Origin of the sequence: Bradyrhizobium ottawaense, from assembly GCF_002278135.3 — a bacterium.
GTDB classification, from domain to species: domain Bacteria; phylum Pseudomonadota; class Alphaproteobacteria; order Rhizobiales; family Xanthobacteraceae; genus Bradyrhizobium; species Bradyrhizobium ottawaense.
On the sequence record NZ_CP029425.2, the window covers coordinates 2,444,487 to 2,468,931 of the forward strand.

The window sequence follows — 24,445 nt, forward strand, 5'->3', positions numbered from 1 at the left end:
GGCGTGGCGACCGGCCCTCTAAGCTCCTGTGATGCCCGACGATTCCGCACCGGCGGCCCAACAACCAGATCAGGTGCCGGATCAACCGGCCGCCGGCGCCGAGTCGCCCGGCCTGCTCGCGCTGTTCCTGGCCTTCGCCCGGATGTCGCTGGCCGGCTTCGGCGGGGTCTTGGTGTTTGCCCGGCGGGCGATCGTCGAGCAGCACCGCTGGATGAATGCGGACGAGTTCAACGAGACTTTTGCGCTCTGCCATTTCCTGCCCGGGCCCAACATCGTCAATCTGTCCATGGTGTTCGGATCAAGGCTGCGCGGGATCGCGGGCGGGCTTGCCGCCTTTGCCGGGTTGTTGCTGCCGCCGACGCTGATCATGACGGTGCTTGCGATCATCTACGCCCGTTACGGTGACCTCGACGTGCTGCGCCGCAGCCTCGCCGGCATCTCCTGCGCGGCGGTCGGTCTCTTGATCGCGGTAGTGTTCCGCATGATGACGCCGCTGCTGAAGAGGACGGATCCCCTCGCACTGATCCTGATGGCCGGCGTGTTCCTCGCCATCGGCGTGCTCCGCCTGCCGCTTCCTGCGGTGCTGCTGGTCGCGATCCCCGTCAGTGTCGGCGCCACTTTTTTCCTGCGGCGGAAAGTAGCAGCATGAAGCCTGAGAATCCGATCTGGGCGCTGATCTCCACCTTTGGACTGATGTCGCTGCTCGCCGTCGGCGGCGCCGCGGCGGCGGTGCCCGAGATGCACCGCATCGCGGTCGAGGTGCATCACTGGATGACCGACAAGCAGTTCACCGATGCCTATGCGATCGCGCAGCTCTCGCCAGGTCCGAACGTGCTTATCGTGACGTTAATCGGCTATGCCGTCGCCGGCATCCCCGGCGCGCTGGCGGCGACGCTGGCGATGTGCCTGCCGACCGCGTTGCTTGCCTATTATGTCAGCCGCCTCCTGAATCGGCCCAGCAAATCGCGCTGGCCCGGTTTGATCCAGGCTGCACTGGTTCCGCTTTCGATCGGATTGATGGCGGCGAGTGCCCTGATCCTGGCCCAGTCGACCGATCGCACAATTGCTGCAGTGCTTCTGACCGCAATGGTTGCGGTGATCGCCTCGGTCTCGCGCATCAATCCACTCTGGCTCCTGCTCGCCGGGGGACTGTTGGGTTTTGCTGGCATTGTGTAATGAAAATCGCTAGGCAGTGGTCGGGCGGGGGATCCATTTCCAGCCGATTTAGAACAACAGTGCTCGTGACTTACGGGTCGCGGAGGAGACATGCATGGCCGATACGATGGGCCACTCGGCGACTGCCACCCGAAACACATCGGTGGCGCTCGGCTTCTGTCTGCTGGCGATTGCGCCGCAGATTTTCGAATTCATCTGGTCGATAGGGACGATTTTCGGTTGGGGCGCGGGCCGCGGCCCGGCCACGGTCGTGATCAGCCACGCCACCGCGTTGCTCGTCGGTGCGCCCGGTACGTTGATGGGAGCGGCCACCGGTGACACCAAGAAGGCGTCGTCCGAGGTGCTGCTCGCGCTGATCTATTCCTATCCGATCTTTGCGGTGGCGATCGTCACGCTGTTCATGACCATCAAGTCGGCGCAGGACTATGTCGGCGGGGTCATCCTGATGGCGCTGGCCCTGTTTGCACTGTGGGCCTCGAGCGATCTGCAGGGCATGCGCGGCTTCTCCTTCGGCGCCGGCACTGCGCCGCGGATGTTCGGCGGACTGCTGGTCGCCTTGTCCGCCGGCATCGCCCTGACCGGCCTTTTGACCGATGGGCCGGCGATGGCCCATTACTCGTGGCGCGGGCCGATGTTCGTAATGGCCGCGATCCTGTTCTTCGCGCTGGCGATCCGGCCGCTCGGCCTCGTGGTCACGGCCTTTGCGAGCTTCATGATCGCCGCGACGGGGTCGCACGAGACGCGCTGGCTGGAGGCCGCCATCGTCGGCGCCTGCCTGACGATCGGCTGCGCGATCCTGTTTCCGTACGTGCTCGGGCTGCCGATGCCGATGTACCCGCGTTTCCTGATCCAGTGAGGGTGTGATGGATATCTTTGCCAACCTCGCTCACGGTTTTGCCGTCGCGCTGTCCCCGATCAACCTCCTGATGTGCCTGATCGGCGCCCTCGTCGGCACCCTGGTCGGCGTGCTCCCGGGCATCGGCACCATCGCCACGGTCGCGATGCTGCTACCGATCACCTTCGGATTGCCGCCGGTCGGCGCGCTGATCATGCTCGCCGGCATCTATTACGGCGCCCAGTATGGCGGCTCGACCACGTCGATCCTGGTCAATATTCCAGGTGAGGCGACATCGGTCGTCACCGCCATCGACGGTCACCAGATGGCCAAGCAGGGCCGCGCCGGCCCGGCGCTGGCGATCGCGGCGATCGGCTCGTTCTTCGCCGGCTGCGTTGCGACCGTGCTGATTGCCGTGCTCGGCGCGCCGCTCACCAAGCTCGCGCTGGCGTTCGGCCCGGCCGAGTATTTCTCGCTGATGGTGCTCGGCTTGATCTTTGCGGTCGTGCTGGCCAAGGGCTCGGTGCTGAAGGCGATCGCGATGATCGTGTTCGGCCTGCTGCTGTCGATGGTCGGCTCGGACATCGAGACCGGCGCCTCGCGCATGGCCTTCAACATTCCGGAGCTCGCCGACGGCCTCGGCTTTGCGACGGTGGCGATGGGCGTGTTCGGCTTTGCCGAGATCATCCGCAATCTCGACGCCGGTGCCGAGATGAACCGCGACCTCGTGCAGCAGAAGATCACCGGCCTGATGCCGACCAGGAAGGATCTGATCGACTCGACGCCGCCGATCCTGCGCGGCACCGTGCTCGGCTCGATCCTCGGCATCCTGCCCGGCGGCGGCGCGGTCATCGCCTCGTTCGCGGCCTATACGCTCGAGAAGAAGCTCGCGAAGGATCCGAAGCGGTTCGGCCGCGGCGCGATCGAGGGCGTGGCGGCGCCGGAAAGCGCCAACAACGCTGCGGCGCAGACCTCCTTCATCCCGCTCTTGACGCTCGGCATCCCGCCGAACGCGGTGATGGCGCTGATGGTGGGCGCGATGACCATCCACGGCATCGTGCCGGGTCCGCAGGTGATGCAGAAGCAGCCCGACCTGGTCTGGGGCATGATCGCCTCGATGTGGATCGGCAATCTGATGCTGATCATCATCAACCTGCCGCTGGTCGGAATCTGGGTCCGGTTGCTCCGCGTGCCGTACCGGCTGATGTTCCCCTCGATCGTGATCTTCTGCGCGATCGGCATCTACTCGGTGAACAACGCGCCGGTCGACGTCATCCTTGCCGGCGTGTTCGGTCTCGTCGGCTACTGGCTGATCAAGCACGATTTCGAGCCGGCACCGCTGCTGCTCGGCATGGTGCTCGGACCGCTGATGGAAGAGAACCTGCGCCGTGCGCTGCTGATCTCGCGTGGCGACTGGAGCGTGTTCCTGACGCGTCCGCTGTCGGCGGTGCTGCTCGCGATCGCGGCGAGCCTGCTGCTGCTTACGGTGCTGCCTGTGTTGCGGTCGAAGCGCGACCAGGTGTTCACGGAGTCCGAGAACTAGGGGGCTCCTGCGTCGGCGCCGTCGCCTGCGTCGGCGCGCCGCATTCGGAAGTCGAATCGACTTGTGTTACGGCTTCGTGAAATGAAAATGCCGGCCTTTGGGCCGGCATTTTGCTTGTGTCCAAGGGAACGACGGGGATCGACATGACCTTCATTCGCGCGCTCACGAGCGCATGTGCCGCAGCGCTCGCCTCGCTGTGCACTTTTGCTGCGCCGGCCGATGCGCAGACTTATCCGACGCGCAGCATCACCATGATCGTACCGTTCGCGGCTGGCGGACCGACTGACGTGATCTCGCGCATCGTCACCGGGCATATGGCGCAGACGCTGGGACAGAGCATCATCATCGAGAACGTGGTCGGCGCCGGCGGCACCACCGCAACCACCCGCGCCGCGCGCGCGGCCAATGACGGCTATACGCTCATCACCGGGCATATGGGCACGCATGCCGCCTCCGTGCCGCTCTATCCCAAGCTCGCCTATCATCCCGAGAAGGACTTCGAGCCGATCGCGCTGCTCGCGGGTACCCCGATCCTGATCCTCGCGCGCAAGGACTTTCCGCCGAAGGATTTGAAGGAGTTCGTGGCCTATGTGAAGGCCAACGCCGAGAAGGTGAACGCTGCCCATGCCGGCGTCGGCTCGGTCTCGCACGTCTCCTGCGAGCTGCTGCACTCGATCCTCGACATCAAGCCGGTCGGGGTCCCCTTCAACGGCACGGGACCTGCGATGAACGCGCTGGTGGCGGGGCAGGTCGACTACATGTGCGACCAGATCGTCAATGCCGTGCCGCAGATCAATGCCGGCACCATCAAGGCCTATGCGATCGCAACGCCGGAGCGCAATCCGTCGCTTCCGAACGTGCCGACGACGGCAGAAGCGGGCCTGCCGAAATTCCAGGCCCAGGCCTGGAATGCGATGTTCGCGCCCAAGGGAACCTCGCCGGCGATCCTGGCCAGCCTAAACGCTGCGGCCAACAAGGCGCTCGACGACGAGACCGTGAAGAAGCGCCTGCTCGAGCTCGGCAGCGTCATCCCGGGTCCCGCGGAGCGGACGCCGGAGGCGCTGGCCACCCTCGTGAAGAACGAAATCGCGAAATGGACCCCGGTGCTGAAGCCGGCAACTTAGGCAATGCGATCAAGCTGATAGGGCAAGGGGCGGGACGTAAGTTCCGCCCCTTGTCGTTTGCGCCGGGAGGACTCACTTTTCCGGGTATAATCGGAGCGGACAGCGAATCGCCGCTGTTGCAGCGCGGGGGCGGCCGCTAAGTTCGCCGGCTCCCCAAAGGCTCAGTCGCACATGCACCAGTATCAGGACCTGCTCGAGCGGATTCTTTCAGACGGCGCCGAAAAGACCGACCGGACCGGCACCGGTACGCTCTCGGTGTTCGGTCATCAGATGCGCTTCAATCTGTCGGCCGGCTTCCCGATGCTGACCACCAAGCGGCTGCCGCTGAAGGCGATCATCCACGAGCTGCTGTGGTTCCTGAAGGGCGACACCAACATCAAATATCTCAGGGACAACGGCGTCACCATCTGGGACGAATGGGCGGACGCCAATGGCGATCTCGGCCCGGTGTATGGTCATCAATGGCGCGCCTGGCCGGCGCCTGACGGCCGCAGCATCGACCAGATTGCGAACGTGGTCGACATGATCAAGCGCAATCCGGACTCGCGCCGCCTGATCGTCTCGGCGTGGAATCCAGCCGAAGTCGACAAGATGGCGCTGCCGCCATGCCATTGTCTGTTCCAGTTCTACGTCGCAGGCGGCAAGCTGTCCTGCCAGCTCTATCAGCGCTCGGCCGACGTCTTCCTCGGCGTGCCCTTCAACATCGCCTCCTATGCGCTGCTGACCATGATGGTGGCGCAGGTCACCGGCCTGAAGCCCGGCGACTTCGTGCATTCGTTCGGCGATACCCATCTCTATTCCAACCATCTGGAGCAGGCCCGGCTTCAGCTCACGCGCGCGCCGCGCGCGCTGCCGGTGATGCGGATCAATCCCGATGTGAAGGACATCTTCTCCTTCCGCTTTGAGGATTTCGAGCTCGTCGGCTACGACCCTCATCCGCACATCAAGGCGGAAGTCGCGGTTTAGCGCCGATGTCGCTCAACATCCGCCGTGTGCGCCCGGGCGAAGCCGGGCTCGTTCTCGCTTTCATCCGAGAACTCGCCGAATACGAAAAGCTCTTGCACGAGGTCGAGGCGACCGAGGCCGACATCGCTGACGCGCTGTTCGGCGAGAGACCGCAACTCTATTGCGCGATCGCCGAGTGGGACGGCGATCCGGTCGGCTTCGCGGTGTGGTTTGCGAATTTCTCCACATTCAGCGGCCGCCATGGCATCTATCTCGAAGATCTCTACGTGCGGCCGTCGCACCGGGGCAGGGGCCTCGGCAAGGCGCTGCTGGTCCATCTCGCCAAGGAATGCGTCGAGAACGGCTGGTCCCGCCTGCAATGGGCGGTGCTCGACTGGAACGCGCCGTCGATCGCGTTCTACAAATCGCTCGGCGCGGTCATGATGGAGGACTGGACGCTGTGCCGTGTCACCGGGCCGGCGCTGACGCGGCTTGCCGGGAGTGCGCCCTGATGGAGATCGTCTTCGTCGTCGCGATCGCGGAGAACGGCGTCATCGGCGCCGGCAACGCCATGCCGTGGCGCATGAAATCCGACATGGCGCGCTTCAAGGCGCTGACGATCGGCAAGCCCGTGGTCATGGGCCGCAAGACCTTCGAATCCTTGCCCCGGCCGCTGCGGGACCGCACCAACATCGTGATCACGCGCGATGCGGCCTATCGCGCCAACGGCGCCATTGTCACGACATCGGCCGCCGATGCCGGCGCGGTTGCGCTTGGCGACGCCCTGCGGCGTTCGGTCACCGAGATCGCGGTGATCGGCGGCGCCGAGATCTATCGGCAATGGCTCGATCGCGCCGATCGCCTCGAAGTCACCGAAGTGCACGCGCGCCCCGAAGGCGACACGCGTTTCGACATCGACAATGCGGAATGGGACGAGGTTGAACGTATCCGCCATGCTGCCGGCCCCGACGACAGCGCCGACTTCTCCTATGTGACATATCGTCGGCGGCGCGGCCATTAACCGCTTTCGTCAATGTTTACATTGACTTTTTCGTGCCCGAGCATAGCTCGGAAGACGGGCACCGCTGCGTTGTAAGGGACTTGCCTGTCCCCTATAAAGCCGGACCGGACAAAGCGGGCGGGGGCAATTCCACCCTGCCGAGGAGAGCGTCGAATGCCGTGGAAGAATCAGGGCGGTGGCCCATGGGGCTCGGGTCCGAAGGGACCATGGGGCTCAGGCCCGCAACCGGTCGGGCCGAGGCCGCCGGATCTGGAAGACCTTCTGCGGCGCGGCCAGGACCGCCTCCAGCAGATCATGCCGGGCGGCTATTTCTCCGGCATCGGCATCACGCTGATCGTGCTGCTGATCGTCGCGTTCTGGCTGCTGTCGGGCTTCTTCCGCGTGCAGTCCGAAGAGCTCGGCGTCGTGCTGCGCTTCGGCAAGCATGTTCGCACCGTGCAGCCGGGCCTGAACTATCATCTGCCCTATCCGATCGAGACAGTGCTGCTGCCCAAGGCGCTGCGCGTCAACACCATCTCCATCGGCATGACGCTGATCGACGATCCGGCGCGGCGCGGCCGCTCCATTCGTGACGTGCCGGAAGAGAGCCTGATGCTGACCGGCGACGAGAACATCGTCGACGTCGACTTCACCGTGCTCTGGCGCATCAAGCCGGATGGCGTCGGCGACTTCCTCTTCAACATCCAGAATCCCGAAGGCACCGTGAAGGCGGTCTCCGAGAGCGCGATGCGCGAGGTGATCGGCCGCTCGCAGATCCAGCCGATCCTCACCGGCGCGCGCAACGTCACCGAGCAGGGCGTGCAGGAGCTGATCCAGAAGACTCTGGACAGCTACGGCGCCGGCATTCAGGTCAGCCAGGTGCAGATGCAGAAGGTCGATCCGCCGGCGCAGGTGATCGACGCCTTCCGCGACGTCCAGGCGGCGCGCGCCAATCTCGAGCAGTTGCAGAACGAGGCACAGACCTACGCCAACCAGGTGGTGCCGCAGGCGCGCGGACGCTCGGCGCAGATCATGCAAGCCGCCGAAGGTTACAAGGAGCAGGCGGTTGCCGAGGCCAAGGGCCAGAGCGCGCGCTTCCTGAAGGTGTACGAGGAATACAAGAAGGCGCCCGACGTGACGCGTGAACGGATCTATCTGGAGACGATGGAGCGCGTGCTCGGCGGCGCGGACAAGCTGGTCTATGACGGCGGGCCCTCGGGCCAGGGCATCGTGCCCTATCTGCCGCTCGGCGAACTGACGACCAAGCGGCCGCCTACCACCGGTCCGCAGTCGAGCGGAGGTAGCCGATGAGGTCCCCGGTCACAGGTATCGTCACGCTGCTTGGGCTCCTGCTCGTCGTGATCGTCGGCTACATGTCGCTATTCACGGTGCAGCAGACCGAGCAGACCATCGTGCTGCAGTTCGGCCGGCCCGTCGACGTCGTCACCGCACCCGGCCTGCACTTCAAGGCGCCGTGGAATTCGGTGATCAACATCGACAAGCGGATTCTCGACCTGGAGAACCCGTCGCAGGAAGCGATCGCCTCCGATCAGAAGCGGCTCGTGGTTGACGCCTTCGCGCGCTACCGCATCAAGGATGCGCTGCGCTTCTATCAGAGCGTCGGCTCGATCCAGGCTGCCAACATCCAGCTCACCACGCTCCTGAACGCGGCGCTGCGCCGCGTGCTGGGCGAGGTCACCTTCATCAACGTGGTGCGCGACGATCGCGAGAAGCTGATGCAGCGCATCCGCGACCAGCTCGATCGCGAGGCCGACGGCTACGGCATCCAGGTCGTCGACGTCAGGATCCGCCGCGCCGACCTGCCGGAGCAGAACAGCCAGGCGGTCTATCAACGTATGAAGACGGAGCGCGAGCGCGAGGCGGCCGAGTTCCGCGCACAGGGCGGCCAGAAGGCCCAGGAGATCAAGTCCAAGGCCGATCGTGAGGCGACCGTCATCGTCGCGGAAGCGAATTCGCAGGCCGAGCAGACCCGGGGTGCGGGCGATGCCGAGCGCAACCGCCTGTTCGCCGAAGCCTACAGCAAGGATGCCGACTTCTTCGCCTTCTACCGGTCGATGACGGCCTACGAGAACGGGCTGAAGTCGAACGACACCCGCTTCCTGCTGCGGCCGGACTCGGATTTCTTCCGGTACTTCAGTAACCCGTCCGGCAAGACGGCGACCGAGACGCCGGCGAAGCCGTAAGCTAGACAAAGGGCGGCGGATCTCGCCGCCCTTCGTCCAGACAAGAATAGCATAACGGGAGGTTCCAATCCGATGAGGTCCATTGCGTTCGCCGACTTCCTCATCGGCTTGGGCATCCTGTTCGTGCTGGAAGGCTTGATGTTCGCGGCAAGTCCTAACTGGATGCGCAAGGCCATGAAGAGCGCCATCGCCACGCCGGACAACATCCTGCGGGCGGTCGGGATCGGTTCGGCCGTCGTCGGCCTGGTCCTGATCTGGGTTATGCGGCGCCCCATTTAGGCGTCGCGCCAACGCCAAAGTGAAGGCGACAGACCGGTTTTCGCCGTATTATCGGGGTTCTGAGGCCCGTTAAGCTCCGCGCTTGCGCCGTCCTCCCGTCAAGCGCAGTCTGGCGCCGAATCCCTCTCTCTGGAGATCACAATGACCGCTGCCACCATTGCCCCGTCCCGCTCGCGACTTGGTGTGCGAATTGGGCTGGCCGCGCTCGCCGTCGCTGCTTTCAGCGCGTTCGGCACGCCGGTCTATGCGCGCGGACCGGAGGGCATCGCCGACGTCGCCGAGAAGGTGATCGACGCGGTCGTCAACATCTCGACCTCGCAGACCGTCGAAGCCAAGGGCGGCGGCAGCAACGCCATGCCGCAATTGCCGCCCGGCTCGCCCTTCGAGGAGTTCTTCGACGACTTCTTCAAGAACCGCAAAGGTCCGGGCGGCAGCAGCAAGGGTGGCGAGCGCGGAGACGGCGGCCCGCCGCCGCGCAAGACCAACTCGCTCGGAAGCGGCTTCATCATCGACACATCAGGCGTCGTCGTCACCAACAACCACGTCATCGCGGATGCCGACGAGATCAACGTCATCCTCAACGACGGTACCAAGATCAAGGCCGAGCTGGTCGGTGTCGACAAGAAGACCGACCTTGCGGTGCTGAAGTTCAAGCCGACCAAGCCGCTGGTCGCGGTGAAGTTCGGCGATAGCGACAAGCTGCGTCTCGGCGACTGGGTGGTCGCGATCGGCAACCCGTTCAGCCTGGGCGGCACGGTGACGGCCGGCATCGTCTCGGCCAAGAACCGCGACATCTCCTCGGGTCCCTATGACAGCTACATCCAGACCGACGCATCCATCAACCGCGGCAATTCCGGCGGTCCGCTGTTCAACCTCGATGGCGACGTCATCGGCGTCAACACGCTGATCATCTCGCCCTCCGGCGGCTCGATCGGCATCGGCTTCGCCGTGCCCTCGAAGACGGTCGCGGGCGTCGTCGACCAGCTCCGTCAGTTCGGCGAGCTGCGCCGCGGCTGGTTAGGGGTGCGGATCCAGAGTGTTACCGACGAGATCGCCGAAAGCCTCAACATCAAGCCGGCGCGCGGCGCGCTGGTTGCGGGCGTCGACGACAAGGGCCCGGCCAAGCCGGCCGGCATCGAGCCGGGCGACGTCGTCGTCAAGTTCGACGGCAAGGACGTCAAGGATCCGAAGGACCTGTCCCGCGTCGTCGCCGATACGGCGGTCGGCAAGGAAGTCGACGTCATCATCATCCGCAAGGGCAAGGAAGAAACCAAGAAGGTCACGCTCGGCCGTCTCCAGGATCCCGAGAAGGTGCAGGCCGCGGTGAAGACCGACGAGCCCGCGCCCGAGAAGCTGGTGACGCAGAAGGCGCTCGGCCTTGATCTTGCGGCGCTGAACAAGGATCTGCGCACTCGCTACAAGATCAAGGAGAGCGTCAAGGGCGTGGTCGTCACCAATGTCGACGCCAATTCTGACGCCGCCGAAAAGCGCCTCTCCGCCGGCGACGTCATCGTCGAGGTGGCGCAGGAGGCCGTCTCCAGCGGCGCCGACATCCAGAAGCGGGTCGACCAGCTCAAGAAGGACGGCAAGAAGTCGGTGCTGCTGCTGGTGTCGAACGCCGACGGCGAGCTGCGGTTCGTTGCGCTGAGCGTGCAGTAGTCGCGGGGCCGGTGCCGTAGGGTGGGCAAAGCGAAAGCGTGCCCACCGTCTTTCCACCGCCGCAGCAAGAATGGTGGGCACGGCGCCAGGGCGCCTTTGCCCACCCTACGGGTGCGGAGCGCGCCGCGAGAGAGGCTACCCCTCCACGAACTCGTCCCGCCGATACCCCTGCGCATACAGCAGCGCGGTGAGATCGCCGTGGTCGATCCGGGCCGCAGCCGCAGCCGCCACGGCCGGCTTGGCGTGATAGGCGACGCCGAGCCCCGCGGCCTGGATCATGGCGAGATCATTGGCGCCGTCGCCGACCACGACCGAGTCGATGTCGTCGAGATCGAACGACTCCATCAGATCCACCAGCGTCGCGAGCTTTGCCGCGCGGCCCAGAATCGGCTCCTTCACCTCGCCGGTGAACTTGCCGTCGCGCACGACGAGCTCGTTGGCGCGGTTCTCCTGGAAGCCGATCTTGGCGGCGACTGCGGTCGTGAACAGCGTGAAGCCGCCGGAGACGAGGCAGGTATAGGCGCCGTGGGCGCGCATGGTCGCGACCAGTTCGCGGCCGCCCGGGGTCAGCGTGATGCGCTTGGCCAGCACCTCGTCGACCACGCCGGCGGGCAGCTCCTTCAGCAGCGCCACGCGCTCGCGCAGCGCCGGCTCGAACTCGATCTCGCCGCGCATCGCGCGTTCGGTGATGGCGGCCACGTGGGCCTTCATCCCGACGAGATCGGCGAGCTCGTCGATGCATTCCTGGCCGATCATGGTGGAATCCATGTCGGCGAGAAAAAGCTTCTTGCGCCGGGCGCCGACTGGCTGCACGACGATGTCGACGGGCAGGTCGCCGCGAAGCTCACGGAGCCGCTCCTCGATGGCGTGACGGTCGCCTTCGAGGTTACTGTCGGCGCCGAAGGGAATGTCGACCGCGACCCCGTCGAACAGCCAGTGGGCGGGCGCCGCCTGGGGCAGCACGGCGCGGGCGCCATCGACGATGGTCGAGTCGAGCGCGGGATTGTCGGGATTGCAGATCAGCGTGGCGACGAGGGACATTTGAGGTTTTCGTGAGCGAGGGGCAAGTCAGCAGAAGCCATGTTGGCAAGGCCGTGCTTATCGCAGGCCCGACCGCCAGCGGCAAGTCGGCGCTGGCGCTGGAGCTTGCCCTCAGCACGGGCGGGGTCGTCATCAACGCCGATTCCATGCAGGTCTATCGCGACCTGCGGATCATCACGGCGCGCCCCACACAAAGCGAGGAAGCGCGCGCGCCGCATCGCCTGTACGGTCACATCGATGCAGCCGTGAATTTTTCGGCCGGCGCCTGGGTGAGTGATGCCGCCAAGGCGCTCGACGAGGCGAAAGCGGAAGGCCGTCTGCCGATCTTCATCGGCGGCACCGGGCTTTATTTCAAGACGCTGACGGCGGGGCTCTCCGTGGTGCCGCCAATTCCTGCCGAGATACGCGAGGACGTGCGCGCGCGGCTGGAACGCAACGGTGCGGAGGCGCTGCATGCGGAACTGGCGCGTCGTGATCCCAGTGCGGCCGGGCGATTGAACCTGCGTGACCGCACCCGGATCGCGCGCGCGCTCGAGGTGGTCGAGGCGACCGGCCGTTCGCTGCTCGACTGGCACCGGGAGGGCCAGCCGCCGCTGCTGCCGAAGGACAGTTTTCGCGCGGTGTTTCTCGCGCCCGAACGGGACGAGCTTTATGCCCGCATCGATGCCCGCTTCGACGCCATGCTGGGCGCCGGCGCGCTGAGGGAGGTCGAGCGGCTCGCCGCCAGGCATCTCGATCCGCTGCTGCCGGCGATGAAGGCTCATGGCGTGCCGGCCCTGATGCGGCATCTGCGCGGCGAGCTCAGCCTGGAGGACGCCGCAGGAATCGGCCGCGCCGACACCCGCCACTATGCCAAGCGGCAATTCACCTGGTTCCGGCACCAATTGCCTGAGTTCGAATGGGTGAAGCCCGGGGAGGCGAGGGGATGGCTCGTCGCCATCGTGAACGCGGCCCGCGACCCCGCCTGAGGCGCTTTTCTGTCCGGGTTCCCGAATTTACCTCTCGCCGAACCCGGGGAACACCGCTACACTTGCAAAATCGCGCGGGAACGGCCGCATCGCCTTGACATCCAGGCTTTGGCCGCTATGTTTCGCGCAACCTTTGGGAAGCCGGGCACCTGCCATGCGTAACATTATTACCAAACTCCTTATCGCCGTCGTACCCAGGCACACCGCCGGGGGTGGCTAGCTGCCATCCACATGACAGGCGGTGTGCATGGGCCCTCTTCGGGGCCTTTTTTATTTCCCGAACCCGACACGAACGAAGCCGCTGACAACAGCGCATCCGGAGCAAGCCAATGAGCGACAAGAGCCACGATCCGAACCAGATGACCGGCGCCGCGATGATCGTCCGCGCGCTCATCGATCACGGCGTGACCGACATTTTCGGCTATCCCGGCGGCGCGGTGCTTCCGATCTACGACGAGATCTTCCAGCAGAGCGAGGTCCAGCACATCCTGGTCCGTCACGAGCAGGGCGCGGGCCATGCCGCCGAAGGTTACGCGCGCTCGACCGGCAAGCCGGGCGTTGCGCTGGTGACCTCCGGCCCCGGCGCCACCAACATGGTGACGCCGCTCACCGACGCGCTGATGGACTCGATCCCGCTGGTCTGCATCTCCGGCCAGGTGCCGACCCATCTGATCGGCAACGACGCGTTCCAGGAATGCGACACCGTCGGCATCACGCGTCCCTGCACCAAGCACAATTGGCTGGTGCGCGACGTCAACGATCTCGCCAAGGTGCTGCACGAGGCGTTCTACGTTGCGACCACGGGCCGTCCCGGCCCCGTCTTGGTCGACGTTCCCAAGGACGTGCAGTTCGCGACCGGCACCTATCATCCGCCGCGCAAATCCGACGTGCACCGCTCCTACGCGCCGCGCGTCAAGGGCGATGCGACCCAGATCCGCAAGGCCGTGGCGCTGCTCGCCCATGCCAAGCGCCCCGTGATCTACAGCGGCGGCGGCGTCATCAATTCCGGCCCCGAGGCGACCAGGCTGCTGCGCGAGCTGGTCGGGGTCACCGGCTTTCCGATCACCTCGACGCTGATGGGTCTCGGCGCATACCCTGCGTCGGGCAAGAACTGGCTCGGCATGCTCGGCATGCACGGCACCTACGAAGCCAACATGACGATGCATGATTGCGACGTCATGCTGTGCGTCGGCGCGCGTTTCGACGACCGCATCACCGGCCGCGTCGACGCGTTCTCGCCGGGCTCGAAGAAGATCCACATCGACATCGACCCGTCCTCGATCAACAAGAACATCCGCGTCGACGTGCCGATCATCGGCGATTGCGGCAACATCCTCGGCGACATCCTCCAGGTGTTCAAGGCGGAGGCGAAGAAGCCCGACATCAAGGCGTGGTGGCAGCAGATCGCGCAGTGGCGCGCCCGCAACTCGCTCTATTACAAGAAGAGCAACGACATCATCCTGCCGCAGCACGCGATCCAGAGCCTGTTCGAGGCGACGCGCGGCAAGGATACCTACATCACGACGGAAGTGGGCCAGCACCAGATGTGGGCGGCGCAGTTCTTCGGCTTCGAGGAGCCGCATCGCTGGATGACGTCGGGCGGTCTCGGCACCATGGGCTACGGCCTGCCGGCCGCGGTCGGCGTGCAGGTCGCTCATCCCGACAGCCTGGTCATCGACATTGCGGGCGATGCCTCGGTGCAGATGACGATGCAGGAGATGTCGACGGCGGTTCAGTACGAGCTGCCGATCAAGATCTTCATCCTGAACAACCAGTACATGGGCATGGTGCGGCAGTGGCAGCAGCTCCTCCATGGCAACCGGCTGTCGCATTCCTACTCGGAGGCGATGCCGGACTTCGTCAAGCTCGCGGAAGCTTACGGCGGCGTCGGATTCCAGGTGCACAAGCCCGGCGATCTCGACGGTGCCATCCAGGAGATGATCTCGGTCAAGCGCCCGGTGCTGTTCGACTGCCGCGTCGCGTCGCTGGAAAACTGCTTCCCGATGATTCCGTCCGGCAAGGCGCACAACGAGATGCTGTTGCCGGAGCAGGCCAACGACGAGGCCACCGCCAAGGCTTTCGCCGGCGGCAAGGCGCTGGTGTGACGCGAGACATTTGAGGGGACGACAATGAACCAGCCCGCATCCGCCTACTTCATCGAAGAGCGCCACGATCCGAACGAGACGCACACGCTTGCCGTGCTCGTGCAGAACGAGCCGGGCGTGCTCGCGCGCGTCATCGGCCTGTTCTCGGGCCGCGGCTACAACATCGAAAGCCTTACGGTCTCGGAGACCGAGGCCCAGAAACATCTGTCGCGCATCACCATCGTCACCACGGGCACGCCGATGGTGATCGCGCAGATCAAGAACCAGCTCGACCGCATGATCCCGGTCTACCAGGTGGTCGACATGACCCAGACCCGGCGCTCGATCGAGCGGGAGCTGGCGATGGTGAAGGTGCGTGGGCAGGGCGAGCACCGGGTCGAGGCGCTCAGGCTCGCGGATGCGTTCCGCGCCCGCGTGATCGACGCAACGACCGAGAGCTTTGTGTTCGAGATCACAGGCAATACGGACAAGATCAATCAATATATCGACCTGATGCGCCCGCTCGGCCTCGTCGAGGTGTCGCGCACCGGTGTTGCCGCGATCGGCCGCGGGCCCGAAGGGATGTGAACCATGCTGGCGCGCGACTGGTACTATAACGAGCGGAACCGGATGGGGATCGAGCCCGCGGTGGCCTCGATCTACGACGCCCACGACGATGCCGATCTGCGGGCGCGCGCCGCGCTGAAAATGCTGGGAGTCCAGCGCGGCTGGCGCATCGCCGACATCGGCTGCGGCAACGGCGTGCTGGCGACCGAAGCCGCGCTGCTGGGTGCCGAGGTCGACGCCATCGACATCTCGCCGGCGATGCTGGCGCTTGCCGAGATCTACGCGCGTGATCGCAAGGCGCCCGTGCGCACCCAGTCCGCCGGCCTGCTCAGCTTCGCCTATCGGCCGGAATCCTACGATCTGATCGTCAGCGAATTCACGCTGCACCATTTGCCGGATTTCTGGAAGGCGGTCGCGATGTCGCGAATTTTTCGCGCGCTCAAGCCGGGCGCGAGCTTTTATTTGCGCGATATCGTCTATGCCTCCATGCCCGACGCGATCGAGCGCGACGTGGAGCAATGGGCCGACTACCACATCAAGAATCACGATTTTTCGCGCGAGGGCGTGGTGATGCATATGCGCGACGAATATTCCACCTTCGGCTGGGTGATGGAGCGGATGCTGACCGACGTCGGTTTCACGCTGGTCTCGGCCGATTACCACGCACCGATGCACGGCACGTATCTGCTGCGCAAACCAAGAGCCGGCGAGCAAGGCTAGACGACAACAACAGGGCTGCACGACAGGGCAGAACCGAGAACAACAATGAAGCCGGCCGATATCCTCATCGCCATCCTGGTGGCGATCATCTGGGGGCTTGCCTTCGTGGCAAGCCGGATCGCGCTCGACGAGTTTTCGCCGGAACTGATGACCGCGATGCGCTTTTCCATCGCCGCGCTGCCGTGCCTGTTCATCCCCAAGCCGAAAGTCGCATGGTCGCTTCTGATCGCGATCAGCTTCACGTTGTTCCTCGGTCAATTCCTGAGCCAGGCCTATGGTATCGCCCATGGCGTGCCCGTGGGGCTGACCAGCGTCGTGGTGCAGAGCCAGGCCCTGTTCACCATCGGATTTGCCGCGATCGCCTTCGGCGAACGGCCGACGCCGGTCCAGACGCTCGGCATCGTCATCGCGGCGATCGGCCTGCTCATGATCTGCGGCACGGTTGGTTATGATTTCAGTGTCGCTGCATTTGCGGTGCTGATGATCGCTCCGATCTGCTTTGCCGTCGGCAATCTCCTGCTGCGCGGCGCCCGCGGCGCGCCGATGTTCGATTTGTTTGCCTGGCTCTGCCTCACCGCCGCGTTGCCGCTGTTTGCGCTTGCACTGGTCGTCAACGGGCCAATGCCGACCTTCGAGTCGCTGATCCACATGTCACTGACCGGCTTGATCTGCCTGCTGGTGATCGGCGCCATCTCGACCAGCATCGCCTATTGGCTCTGGGGCCGGCTGCTGCGCGACTATCCCGCCGCGCTGGTGGTGCCGTTCGCGCTGCTGGTCCCGTTCGTCGGCTCGGCCGCCTCCAGCATCGTGTTCGGCGAGCGGTTCGGACCCCTGCGGCTGGCCGGCATGCTGACCGTGATCGGCGGTATCGCGGTGATGGTGCTGGCGAAGCGGCCCAAGGCGTTACCCGAAGAACCGTTGCCGAAAACGGCGTGAGGTGAGCATGTCCCAGTCGCTGTTCTACGCCTTCCTGATCTTCATGGTCGTGATGTATTTCACGCCCGGGCCGAACAACATCATGCTGCTGTCCTCGGGCCTGACCTACGGCTTCCGCCGCACCATCCCCCACATTGTCGGCGTCGTCATCGGCTTCGCCTTCATGATCGCCGCCGTCGGCCTCGGGCTCGGCTCGGCGTTCCTGGCCTACCCGATCCTCCAGACTCTCCTGAAATATGCCGGTGCGGCCTATCTCGTTTATCTTGCTGCCGTGATCGCCATGTCCGGCCCGACCAAGCCGGGTGAAGGTGATGGTCGCCGTCCGATGACCTTCTGGGGCGCAGCCATGTTCCAGTGGATCAATGCCAAGGGCTGGGTGATCGTGATCGGCACCATCACCGCCTTTGCGGCCATCGCCCAATTCCCGCTCAACATCGCGATCCAGACCCTGATCAGCCTGCTGGTGGGGTCAGTGTCGTGCGTGGTCTGGGCGCTGTTCGGTACCGCGTTGCGGCCGGTCCTGACCTCCGAGCGGCTGGTCCGCGCCTTCAATATCCTGATGGCGATCCTGCTGCTGGTCTCCCTCTACCCCGTCTTCATGGATGCATGATGCCGCAGTTTTCCATGCAGAAACGGGTTTCCCAGGGGGCTGAAAATGCTCTAGACAGCCCCCGAAATCCGCAAATTTCACTGCCAAGACCTGACCAACGGCCGATTCTGGCCACCTGAACGAGGAAACGACCCATGCGTGTTTATTACGATCGCGACGCCGACCTGAACCTGATCAAGGGCAAGAAGGTCGCCATCGTCGGCTATGGCAGCCAGGGCCACGCCCATGCGCTCAACCTGAAGGATTCCGGCGTCAAGGACGTCGCCATTGCGCTGCGCAAGGACTCGGGCTCGGTCAAGAAGGCGGAAGCCGCCGGCTTCAAGGTGATGGAAGTCGCCGAAGCCGCCAAATGGGCCGACCTCGTCATGATGCTGACCCCGGACGAGCTCCAGGGCGACATCTACCGCGAGCACCTGCACGACAACATGAAGAAGGGCGCCGCCCTGGTGTTCGCGCACGGCCTCAACGTCCACTTCAACCTGCTCGACCCGCGCGCCGATCTCGACGTGCTCATGATCGCGCCGAAGGGCCCCGGCCACACCGTGCGCTCGGAGTATCAGCGCGGCGGCGGCGTGCCCTGCCTGATCGCGATCGCCAAGGACGTCTCGGGCAACGCCCATGACCTCGGCCTGTCCTATGCTTCGGCTGTCGGCGGTGGCCGCGCCGGCATCATCGAGACCACCTTCAAGGAAGAGTGCGAGACCGATCTTTTCGGCGAGCAGGTGGTGCTCTGCGGCGGCCTGGTCGAGTTGATCAAGGGCGGCTACGAGACCCTGGTCGAAGCCGGCTACGCGCCGGAGATGGCCTATTTCGAGTGCCTGCACGAAGTGAAGCTGATCGTCGACCTGATCTATGAAGGCGGCATCGCCAACATGAACTACTCGATCTCCAACACTGCGGAGTATGGCGAGTACGTCACCGGCCCGCGCATCGTCACCGCCGAGACCAAGGCCGAGATGAAGCGCGTTCTCGCCGACATCCAGGGCGGCAAGTTCGCCCGCGACTGGATGCTCGAGAACAAGGTCAACCAGACCTCGTTCAAGGCGACCCGCGCCAAGCTCGCCCAGCACCCGATCGAGGAGGTCGGCGCCAAGCTGCGCGACATGATGCCCTGGATCAAGAAGGGCGCGCTGGTCGACAAGTCGAAGAACTAAGCCGTTGTGCCCCGGACGCAGCGCAGCACTGTGGTGTTGCGCTGCTGATCCGGAGCCCAATGCGGCTCCTGGGTCCCGGCTCGGCGCTTGTCCGGGACATGGGTAAGAATCCAAGGCATGATCGCGTGAACTTCAGGGGAGAAGATCATGCGATCTGTCGTCGTCACCGGTGCGTCCACCGGCATCGGCTGGGCCACAGCAAAATTCCTGATTGAGCGCGGCTTTCGCGTGTTCGGCAGCGTCCGCAAGCAGGCCGATGCCGACAGGCTCAAGGCCGAGCTCGGCGCCAATTTCGCGCCGCTGCTGTTCGACGTCACCGATGAGGCTGCGGTCCTTGCTGCCGCGCGAACAGTCCGCGAGGCGCTGGGCGGCGAGACGCTGGCCGGCCTCGTCAACAATGCCGGCATCGCGGTCGCAGGCCCCGTGCTCGAATTGTCGGCCGATGATTTCCGCCGCCAGATGGACATCAACGTCATCGGCCCTGTGATCGCGACGCAGGCGTTCGGGCCGCTGCTCGGGGCGGACCCGTCGCTGAAGGGGCCGAAGGGGCGGATCGTGATGATCAGCTCGGTCGCGGGCAAGAACGGCAATCCGCTGTCGGCGCCCTACTGCGCCTCCAAGCACGCCGTCGAGGGACTGTCGGAAAGCCTGCGCCGCGAATTGATGCTGTTCGGCATCGACGTCATCATCGTCGCCCCCGGCGCGGTGAAGACGCCGATCTGGAGCAAGGCCGAACAGACAGATCTGTCCGTTTACCAGAACTCGCCCTATCTGCCGGCGTTGAACAAGGTCATGGCCTTCATGATGGACCTCGGCGCGAAGGGCCTGCCGGCCGAGCGGATCGCCGAGATCGTGTTCGAGGCGCTGACGGCGGTAAGCCCCAAGGTGCGCTACCAAATCACGCCCGACCCGCTGCGCCATCTGATCGGCGCCGTACTGCCGAAACGGACGGTCGATCGCATCATCGCCAAGCGGCTCGGGCTGCTGCCGCAGGGGTGACTGACGCTCAGTTCGCCCCGGCCGCAAGCCGCGCGGCCTCCGGCCCGCGGTCGAAGCCTGACCATGCCCCGGGCGACCTCCGCCGTGTGCTGATGCGCTGCAGCTTGCACCGGAAGAGCAGGTGGCGGCCCAAGACCCGAGCCGTCCAGCCTGTCCGGCCTGCGGCCCATCGCCGCCCGCGAAACATTAAGCGAAGGTCGGATCACGGCGCGCGTTGCCTGTCCTTGACCGTTCAGTTACAGTTTTATGACACGGTGCAGGCTTTCCGGCTGCGCCGGACGCCCTAGCCGCCCTTATTCCCGCCTTGGGCCGGCCAGACGGCTAGGTATCATTGCGCCGGACCAGCTGTTGCGTGTCGTCGATGGCGTCCGCGCCCAATCCAGGTCCTTCTGCCGCCACCGCCGTCCTCGCCAGCGTCGCCGCGCTCGGCATCTGGCGGCTGCTCGCGGTTGCCGCGCCGCATCTGGCCGCGCTCGCGCTGATGTACCAGACCGAGACCGATTTCGGCTCGCGCCTCTCCTTCGCGCTGGCCTGGGGCATCCTCAATTTTTTCTGGATCACGCTGCTGCGCCGGCCGGCGCTCTCCGGCGCGCTGTCGCTGACCATGGTCGTGGTGCTGGTGCTGCTGTCGCGGCTCAAGCACGACGTCGTCCAGATGACGGTCAACTTCATCGACCTGATGATGATCGACCGCGACACCGTCGCGTTCCTGTTCACGATCTTCCCGAATTTGCGCTGGTCGGTGATCCTGGCCGGCTTCGTCACGCTGCCGCTGATGTATGCGCTGTGGTGGCTCGATCCGTTCCGTATCCGCCGTCTGCCGGCGCTCGCCTGCAAGCTGGCCTGCCTTGCCGCGCTGGTCGGCTATTCGCTCTATCATCCGGACGAAGCCTGGCGCGGCTATTACGACGACGGCTATCTGTCGAAATTCTTCCGCTCCGGCGTCAGCTCCGTCTCCGACTTCGTGCAATACGGCTTCATGGAATCGGCCGCCGCCACCAACGAGCGGCTCAACATGCCGCTGGTCGATTCCTGCCATCCGGCCGGCCGCCGGCCGAACATCATCATGATCCATGATGAATCGAGCTTCGACATCCGCGCCGCCCAGGGCATCAAGGTGCCGCAGGGCTATGGCAGCCACTTCAAATCCTGGGACGGCAGGCAGCGCACGTTCCTGGCCGAGAGCAATGGCGGGCCGAGCTGGTTCACCGAATACAACGTGCTCGCAGGCCTCTCCTCGCGCTCGTTCGGCCGCTTCGCCTATTTCGTGACGCGCATCGCCTCGAACCGCGTCGAGCGCGGCCTGCCGCTGGCGCTGCGCCGTTGCGGCTACGACACGATGTCGCTCTATCCCGCCCATGGCGGCTTCATGGCCGCGCGCAGCTTCCAGATAACGACCGGCATCGAACGCTTCCTCGACGCCAAGGACCTCGGTGCCAAGGACGTCGAGCCCGACGGCTTCTTCTACGACAAGGCGCTCCAGCTGATGGGTCAGCAGCCGCCCAACAAGCCGCTGTTCACCTTCATCTATCTCGGTGCCAATCATTTCCCCTGGGAGACGCGCTTCCGTCCCGACCTGCTGCCGAACTGGCGCGCGCCGGGCAATGTGGCTTCCATCGACGAATATCTGCGCAGGCAGGCGATCAGCGCCGAGCAATACAAGGCGTTCGTCGCGGGCCTGAAGAAGACGTTCCCGGGCGAGCCCTTCCTGATCGTGCGCTATGGCGATCATCAGCCTGAGTTTGCACCGGGTATCCTCGAGCCCGGGCTCGACGAGGGCGCTCTCGGCAAGAAGCTGGACGCCTACGATCCGCGTCTCTACGCGACCTATTATGCGATCGATGCCGTCAATTTCGAGCCGGTCAGAAGCGAGGCCGTGATGGACACGATCGACGGTCCTTATCTGCCGCTGGTGATCCAGGAGGCCGCCGGCATCCCGCTCGATCCGTCCTTCGCCGAGCAGAAGGAGATCATGCTCCGCTGCAAGGGCGTTTTCTACAGCTGCAAGGACGGCGCTGAAGCGCGGCGGCTGAACCGCCTGCTGATCAATGCGGGGATGATCAGGGGGCTGTAGCCGGCTTGCTTTGGCCGCAAGCGATACTCTTTGACCGTCCACCCTGAGGTGCTCACCAAGCGGCGTCAGATCGTAGGGTGGGCAAAGCGAAGCGTGCCCACCATCCCGTCGTGCGTGTTGAGAGACGGTGGGCACGACGCTTTCGCGCCTTTGCCCACCCTACGAAATCCGGGCCTACCGCCCGCCTACCTTCTCCCATAGCCACTTCGCGACCGCATCCGGCGAGGAATTCGCGTCGTTGCCGCTGGCGCGTAGATTCGCCTCGCGCATGGTGGCGATGTCGATCTTGCCGAGCATTGGCTGCAGCGCTGTCTTGAGCCGCTCGTCGCCGGCACGTTTCGGGGCCAGCAGCAGGATGGCGTCGTAGGGCGGGATCGCGTGCCTGGGATCGTCGAGCGCGACCAGATCGTACTTTGCGATCAACCCGTCGCTGGTGTAGCCGGCGATCACGTCGACTTCGCCGCTTGCAACCGCTGCATACATGAAGTCGGGCTGCATCTGGCGCTGGGCGCGGAATGAGAGGCCATAGGCCTTTTGCAGCGCCGCCCATTCCGGGCGCGAGAAGAACTCGTAGTCGCCGGCAATCGACATCGTCGATGCGTGCGCGGCGAGATCGGCGATAGTGCGGATATGAAGCGCCTCGGCGCGCTTCTTCGGAAGCACCAGCGCATAGGCATTCTCGAAGCCGAGCTCGCCGAGCAGGGTGATGTTGTCCTTTGCCAGGCTTGTCTTCAAATCCGTCAACAGCTCTGCGCGCGGCTTGATGTCGGTGCGATGCAGCTGGTTGGCCCAGAGCGTGCCGGAATAATCCACATAGAGATCGATGTCGCCGGCCTTCAACGCCCCGAAGATCACGCTGGAGCCGAGGCCCGAGCGCGCCGTTGCGGACAGACCGGCGGCCTGGAGGCGGTCCCTCAGTAGCGCCGACAGCACATATTGCTCGGCGAAGGTCTTGGCGCCGACGACGTAGCCCTGCGACGAGCGCCCCATCGTCGGCACCAGCGTTGCGGCGACCAGCGCTGCGATTCCGGCCGCGCCGAGCGCGGTTCGGGCGCGGCCGCGGCGGCGCAGACCGCTCTCGATCAGGCCGAGCAGCTGGTCGACGGCGAGCGCGAGCAGGGCCGAGGCAAAGCAGCCGAACAGCACGAACACCCAGTTCTGGGTTTGAAGCCCGGCGAAGATGTAATTGCCGAGGCTGGTCTGGCCGATCGGCGTCGACAGCGTCGCGGTGCCGATCACCCACACCGCGGCGGTGCGGATGCCCGCCATCATCACCGGCAGCGCCAGCGGCAGCTCGACCATGACCAGCGACTGCCGCGCCGTCATGCCGACGCCCTTGGCGGCCTCGATCAGCGCGGGATCGATACCATTGAGCCCGGTGATGCCGTTGCGCAACACCGGCAGCATCGAATAGAGCGCCAGCGCCAGCATCGCCGGCAGGAAGCCGAACGCCGAGAAGGACACGCCGAACCAGGCCAGCGTCACCGAGGCGGCCAGCAGCAGCAGCGGATAGAACAGCGCGAGCAGCGCCAGGCCCGGCACCGTCTGCACGATGCTGGCGATTGCGAGCAGGATGGCTCGCGGCGCCGGGCGGTTGCGCGTCAGCATCGCCAGCGGCAGGCTGACGGCAAGGCCGAGCGCGAGCGCGGCAAGACTCACCCGCACATGATTGCCGAGATAATCGGGCAGATGCGCCAGCGCCTCGCCCCAGCGTGGATCGGCGAGGAAGCTCATGCCGCACCGCTTTGTGGCAGCAGCGCGTTCAGCCGCTCGACCTGGCGCCGCGGCGTACGCAGCAGCTCCAGCACGTAAGCGTCGCTGCTCTTCGAGAGCGCGGCGGGGGTGCCCTGCGCGAGCAGCTGTCCGCTGTGCATCACCGCGATGCGGTCGGCGAGCAGGATCGCCTCCGTCATGTCATGGGTGATCATCACGGTGGTCAGGCCGAGCTTGCGATGCAGCGAACGATAATCCTCGCCGAGGGCATCGCGGGTCAGGGGATCGAGCGCGCCAAACGGCTCGTCCATCAGCACGATGCGGGGCCTCGCCGCCAGTGCCCGCGCCACGCCGACGCGCTGGCGCTGGCCGCCGGAGAGCGCCTCCGGCAGACGGCTGCGATGCGCGTTGCGGTCGAGCTGCACGAGACCCAGCAGCTCGTCGACACGTGCTGCGATATCGGCCGCCGGCTCGCCCAGCAGTTTCGGCGTGATCCCGATATTGTCGGCGACGCTCAAATGCGGAAACAGCCCGCCGCTCTGGAACACGTAGCCGATCCGCCGCCGCAGCGCGACCGGATCGACGCTTTGCGCGTCCTCGCCTTCGATCGTGATGGTGCCGCCATCGGCCTCGATCAGCCGGTTGGCGAGCCGCAGCAGCGTGGTCTTGCCGGAGCCCGAGCCGCCGACGATCGCCACAAACTCGCCCTCGGCGATGTCGAGCGACAGATCGTCCACGGCCTTGAGCGAGCCGAAGCTCTTGGTGACGTGGGCATAGCCAATCATCGGCCTGGACAGCATCGGGCAGGGGCTCA

24 protein-coding genes are annotated in these 24,445 nt (G+C 65.2%); 21 read left to right on the forward strand and 3 right to left on the reverse strand.

Going from position 1 to position 24,445, the window contains the following annotated elements:
- Window positions 1–31 precede the first annotated feature (31 nt).
- The 12 genes from CIT37_RS11610 to CIT37_RS11665 all read left to right on the forward strand — a co-directional run bounded on the left by CIT37_RS11610 (window position 32) and on the right by CIT37_RS11665 (window position 10,765).
- Window positions 32–649: a chromate transporter gene (locus CIT37_RS11610; protein ID WP_095426095.1), complete on the forward strand. Its 618-nt coding sequence runs from the start codon at window positions 32–34 to the stop codon at window positions 647–649.
- Window positions 646–1,176, forward strand: coding sequence for a chromate transporter (locus CIT37_RS11615; RefSeq protein WP_095426096.1), 531 nt, complete (start codon window positions 646–648; stop codon window positions 1,174–1,176). The genes CIT37_RS11610 and CIT37_RS11615 overlap by 4 nt, the downstream gene beginning before the upstream one ends.
- Before the next feature lie 94 nt (window positions 1,177–1,270).
- Window positions 1,271–2,032, forward strand: coding sequence for a tripartite tricarboxylate transporter TctB family protein (locus tag CIT37_RS11620; protein ID WP_028145459.1), 762 nt, complete (start codon window positions 1,271–1,273; stop codon window positions 2,030–2,032).
- Between the two features lie 7 nt (window positions 2,033–2,039).
- The gene (locus tag CIT37_RS11625; protein WP_028145458.1) at window positions 2,040–3,554 is read left to right on the forward strand and encodes a tripartite tricarboxylate transporter permease; all 1,515 of its coding nucleotides are present in this window, start codon (window positions 2,040–2,042) and stop codon (window positions 3,552–3,554) included.
- 143 nt (window positions 3,555–3,697) lie between these two features.
- Window positions 3,698–4,678, forward strand: a complete 981-nt coding sequence (locus tag CIT37_RS11630; protein WP_095426097.1) for a tripartite tricarboxylate transporter substrate binding protein BugD — start codon at window positions 3,698–3,700, stop codon at window positions 4,676–4,678.
- Window positions 4,679–4,849: 171 nt separating this feature from the next.
- Window positions 4,850–5,644, forward strand: coding sequence for a thymidylate synthase (locus CIT37_RS11635; protein ID WP_095426098.1), 795 nt, complete (start codon window positions 4,850–4,852; stop codon window positions 5,642–5,644).
- Between the two features lie 5 nt (window positions 5,645–5,649).
- Complete coding sequence (locus tag CIT37_RS11640) at window positions 5,650–6,135, forward strand: GNAT family N-acetyltransferase (protein ID WP_095426099.1); 486 nt, start codon at window positions 5,650–5,652, stop codon at window positions 6,133–6,135.
- Window positions 6,135–6,644, forward strand: coding sequence for a dihydrofolate reductase (locus CIT37_RS11645; RefSeq protein WP_095426100.1), 510 nt, complete (start codon window positions 6,135–6,137; stop codon window positions 6,642–6,644). The genes CIT37_RS11640 and CIT37_RS11645 overlap by 1 nt, the downstream gene beginning before the upstream one ends.
- 153 nt (window positions 6,645–6,797) lie before the next feature.
- Window positions 6,798–7,934: an FtsH protease activity modulator HflK gene (gene hflK, locus CIT37_RS11650; RefSeq protein ID WP_028145454.1), complete on the forward strand. Its 1,137-nt coding sequence runs from the start codon at window positions 6,798–6,800 to the stop codon at window positions 7,932–7,934.
- Window positions 7,931–8,827: a protease modulator HflC gene (gene hflC / locus CIT37_RS11655; protein WP_028145453.1), complete on the forward strand. Its 897-nt coding sequence runs from the start codon at window positions 7,931–7,933 to the stop codon at window positions 8,825–8,827. Before hflK ends, hflC begins: the two co-directional genes overlap by 4 nt.
- Before the next feature lie 72 nt (window positions 8,828–8,899).
- Entirely contained in the window at window positions 8,900–9,106 is a 207-nt protein-coding gene (locus CIT37_RS11660; RefSeq protein ID WP_028145452.1) for a DUF2065 domain-containing protein, read from the forward strand.
- A 141-nt stretch (window positions 9,107–9,247) separates the two neighbouring features.
- Window positions 9,248–10,765: a Do family serine endopeptidase gene (locus tag CIT37_RS11665; protein ID WP_028145451.1), complete on the forward strand. Its 1,518-nt coding sequence runs from the start codon at window positions 9,248–9,250 to the stop codon at window positions 10,763–10,765.
- 135 nt (window positions 10,766–10,900) lie between these two features.
- On the opposite strand, the gene serB is transcribed toward CIT37_RS11665, so the two are convergent.
- Complete coding sequence (serB, locus tag CIT37_RS11670) at window positions 10,901–11,806, reverse strand: phosphoserine phosphatase SerB (protein ID WP_095426101.1); 906 nt, start codon at window positions 11,804–11,806, stop codon at window positions 10,901–10,903.
- An 11-nt stretch (window positions 11,807–11,817) separates the two neighbouring features.
- On the opposite strand from serB, the gene miaA reads away from it, so the two are divergent.
- From miaA to CIT37_RS11715, 9 genes are all read left to right on the forward strand, one after another.
- Complete coding sequence (miaA, locus tag CIT37_RS11675; RefSeq protein WP_095426102.1) at window positions 11,818–12,774, forward strand: tRNA (adenosine(37)-N6)-dimethylallyltransferase MiaA; 957 nt, start codon at window positions 11,818–11,820, stop codon at window positions 12,772–12,774.
- Window positions 12,775–13,103: 329 nt separating this feature from the next.
- On the forward strand, window positions 13,104–14,879 hold the full coding sequence (locus tag CIT37_RS11680; RefSeq protein ID WP_095426103.1) for an acetolactate synthase 3 large subunit: 1,776 nt from the start codon (window positions 13,104–13,106) through the stop codon (window positions 14,877–14,879).
- Between the two features lie 24 nt (window positions 14,880–14,903).
- Complete coding sequence (ilvN, locus tag CIT37_RS11685; RefSeq protein ID WP_028145447.1) at window positions 14,904–15,446, forward strand: acetolactate synthase small subunit; 543 nt, start codon at window positions 14,904–14,906, stop codon at window positions 15,444–15,446.
- 3 nt (window positions 15,447–15,449) lie between these two features.
- Complete coding sequence (locus tag CIT37_RS11690; RefSeq protein ID WP_028145446.1) at window positions 15,450–16,145, forward strand: class I SAM-dependent methyltransferase; 696 nt, start codon at window positions 15,450–15,452, stop codon at window positions 16,143–16,145.
- A gap of 45 nt (window positions 16,146–16,190) precedes the next feature.
- Entirely contained in the window at window positions 16,191–17,081 is an 891-nt protein-coding gene (locus CIT37_RS11695) for an EamA family transporter (RefSeq protein WP_095426104.1), read from the forward strand.
- A gap of 7 nt (window positions 17,082–17,088) precedes the next feature.
- Entirely contained in the window at window positions 17,089–17,691 is a 603-nt protein-coding gene (locus tag CIT37_RS11700; RefSeq protein WP_161966379.1) for a LysE family translocator, read from the forward strand.
- Between the two features lie 134 nt (window positions 17,692–17,825).
- Window positions 17,826–18,845 carry a ketol-acid reductoisomerase gene (gene ilvC / locus CIT37_RS11705; RefSeq protein WP_028145443.1) on the forward strand — a complete coding sequence of 340 codons (1,020 nt, stop codon included), beginning with the start codon at window positions 17,826–17,828 and terminating at the stop codon, window positions 18,843–18,845.
- Between the two features lie 147 nt (window positions 18,846–18,992).
- Window positions 18,993–19,844 carry an SDR family oxidoreductase gene (locus CIT37_RS11710; RefSeq protein WP_095426106.1) on the forward strand — a complete coding sequence of 284 codons (852 nt, stop codon included), beginning with the start codon at window positions 18,993–18,995 and terminating at the stop codon, window positions 19,842–19,844.
- A 361-nt stretch (window positions 19,845–20,205) separates the two neighbouring features.
- Complete coding sequence (locus CIT37_RS11715) at window positions 20,206–21,918, forward strand: sulfatase-like hydrolase/transferase (RefSeq protein WP_028145441.1); 1,713 nt, start codon at window positions 20,206–20,208, stop codon at window positions 21,916–21,918.
- 174 nt (window positions 21,919–22,092) lie between these two features.
- Here the strand turns inward: CIT37_RS11715 and CIT37_RS11720 are convergent, their stop codons facing one another.
- Window positions 22,093–23,652 (reverse strand): ABC transporter permease/substrate-binding protein, encoded by a 1,560-nt coding sequence (locus CIT37_RS11720; RefSeq protein ID WP_095426107.1) that lies wholly within the window; start codon window positions 23,650–23,652, stop codon window positions 22,093–22,095.
- Complete coding sequence (locus tag CIT37_RS11725; RefSeq protein WP_028145439.1) at window positions 23,649–24,431, reverse strand: ATP-binding cassette domain-containing protein; 783 nt, start codon at window positions 24,429–24,431, stop codon at window positions 23,649–23,651. Before CIT37_RS11725 ends, CIT37_RS11720 begins: the two co-directional genes overlap by 4 nt.
- Window positions 24,432–24,445 lie beyond the last annotated feature (14 nt).

What these genes read in the sequence shown, in the direction of transcription:
- ilvC (WP_028145443.1), top strand. Translation starts at nt 17,826, where the DNA reads ATGCGTGTTTATTACGATCGCGACGCCGACCTGAACCTGATCAAGGGC.
- CIT37_RS11610 (WP_095426095.1), top strand. Translation starts at nt 32, where the DNA reads ATGCCCGACGATTCCGCACCGGCGGCCCAACAACCAGATCAGGTGCCG.
- CIT37_RS11660 (WP_028145452.1), top strand. Translation starts at nt 8,900, where the DNA reads ATGAGGTCCATTGCGTTCGCCGACTTCCTCATCGGCTTGGGCATCCTG.
- CIT37_RS11700 (WP_161966379.1), top strand. Translation starts at nt 17,089, where the DNA reads ATGTCCCAGTCGCTGTTCTACGCCTTCCTGATCTTCATGGTCGTGATG.
- hflK (WP_028145454.1), top strand. Translation starts at nt 6,798, where the DNA reads ATGCCGTGGAAGAATCAGGGCGGTGGCCCATGGGGCTCGGGTCCGAAG.
- CIT37_RS11635 (WP_095426098.1), top strand. Translation starts at nt 4,850, where the DNA reads ATGCACCAGTATCAGGACCTGCTCGAGCGGATTCTTTCAGACGGCGCC.
- hflC (WP_028145453.1), top strand. Translation starts at nt 7,931, where the DNA reads ATGAGGTCCCCGGTCACAGGTATCGTCACGCTGCTTGGGCTCCTGCTC.
- CIT37_RS11720 (WP_095426107.1), bottom strand. Translation starts at nt 23,652, where the DNA reads ATGAGCTTCCTCGCCGATCCACGCTGGGGCGAGGCGCTGGCGCATCTG.
- serB (WP_095426101.1), bottom strand. Translation starts at nt 11,806, where the DNA reads ATGTCCCTCGTCGCCACGCTGATCTGCAATCCCGACAATCCCGCGCTC.
- CIT37_RS11680 (WP_095426103.1), top strand. Translation starts at nt 13,104, where the DNA reads ATGAGCGACAAGAGCCACGATCCGAACCAGATGACCGGCGCCGCGATG.
- CIT37_RS11710 (WP_095426106.1), top strand. Translation starts at nt 18,993, where the DNA reads ATGCGATCTGTCGTCGTCACCGGTGCGTCCACCGGCATCGGCTGGGCC.
- CIT37_RS11620 (WP_028145459.1), top strand. Translation starts at nt 1,271, where the DNA reads ATGGCCGATACGATGGGCCACTCGGCGACTGCCACCCGAAACACATCG.
- CIT37_RS11625 (WP_028145458.1), top strand. Translation starts at nt 2,040, where the DNA reads ATGGATATCTTTGCCAACCTCGCTCACGGTTTTGCCGTCGCGCTGTCC.
- CIT37_RS11715 (WP_028145441.1), top strand. Translation starts at nt 20,206, where the DNA reads ATGGCGTCCGCGCCCAATCCAGGTCCTTCTGCCGCCACCGCCGTCCTC.
- CIT37_RS11690 (WP_028145446.1), top strand. Translation starts at nt 15,450, where the DNA reads ATGCTGGCGCGCGACTGGTACTATAACGAGCGGAACCGGATGGGGATC.
- CIT37_RS11695 (WP_095426104.1), top strand. Translation starts at nt 16,191, where the DNA reads ATGAAGCCGGCCGATATCCTCATCGCCATCCTGGTGGCGATCATCTGG.
- CIT37_RS11630 (WP_095426097.1), top strand. Translation starts at nt 3,698, where the DNA reads ATGACCTTCATTCGCGCGCTCACGAGCGCATGTGCCGCAGCGCTCGCC.
- ilvN (WP_028145447.1), top strand. Translation starts at nt 14,904, where the DNA reads ATGAACCAGCCCGCATCCGCCTACTTCATCGAAGAGCGCCACGATCCG.
- CIT37_RS11725 (WP_028145439.1), bottom strand. Translation starts at nt 24,431, where the DNA reads ATGCTGTCCAGGCCGATGATTGGCTATGCCCACGTCACCAAGAGCTTC.
- CIT37_RS11615 (WP_095426096.1), top strand. Translation starts at nt 646, where the DNA reads ATGAAGCCTGAGAATCCGATCTGGGCGCTGATCTCCACCTTTGGACTG.
- CIT37_RS11640 (WP_095426099.1), top strand. Translation starts at nt 5,650, where the DNA reads ATGTCGCTCAACATCCGCCGTGTGCGCCCGGGCGAAGCCGGGCTCGTT.
- CIT37_RS11665 (WP_028145451.1), top strand. Translation starts at nt 9,248, where the DNA reads ATGACCGCTGCCACCATTGCCCCGTCCCGCTCGCGACTTGGTGTGCGA.
- CIT37_RS11645 (WP_095426100.1), top strand. Translation starts at nt 6,135, where the DNA reads ATGGAGATCGTCTTCGTCGTCGCGATCGCGGAGAACGGCGTCATCGGC.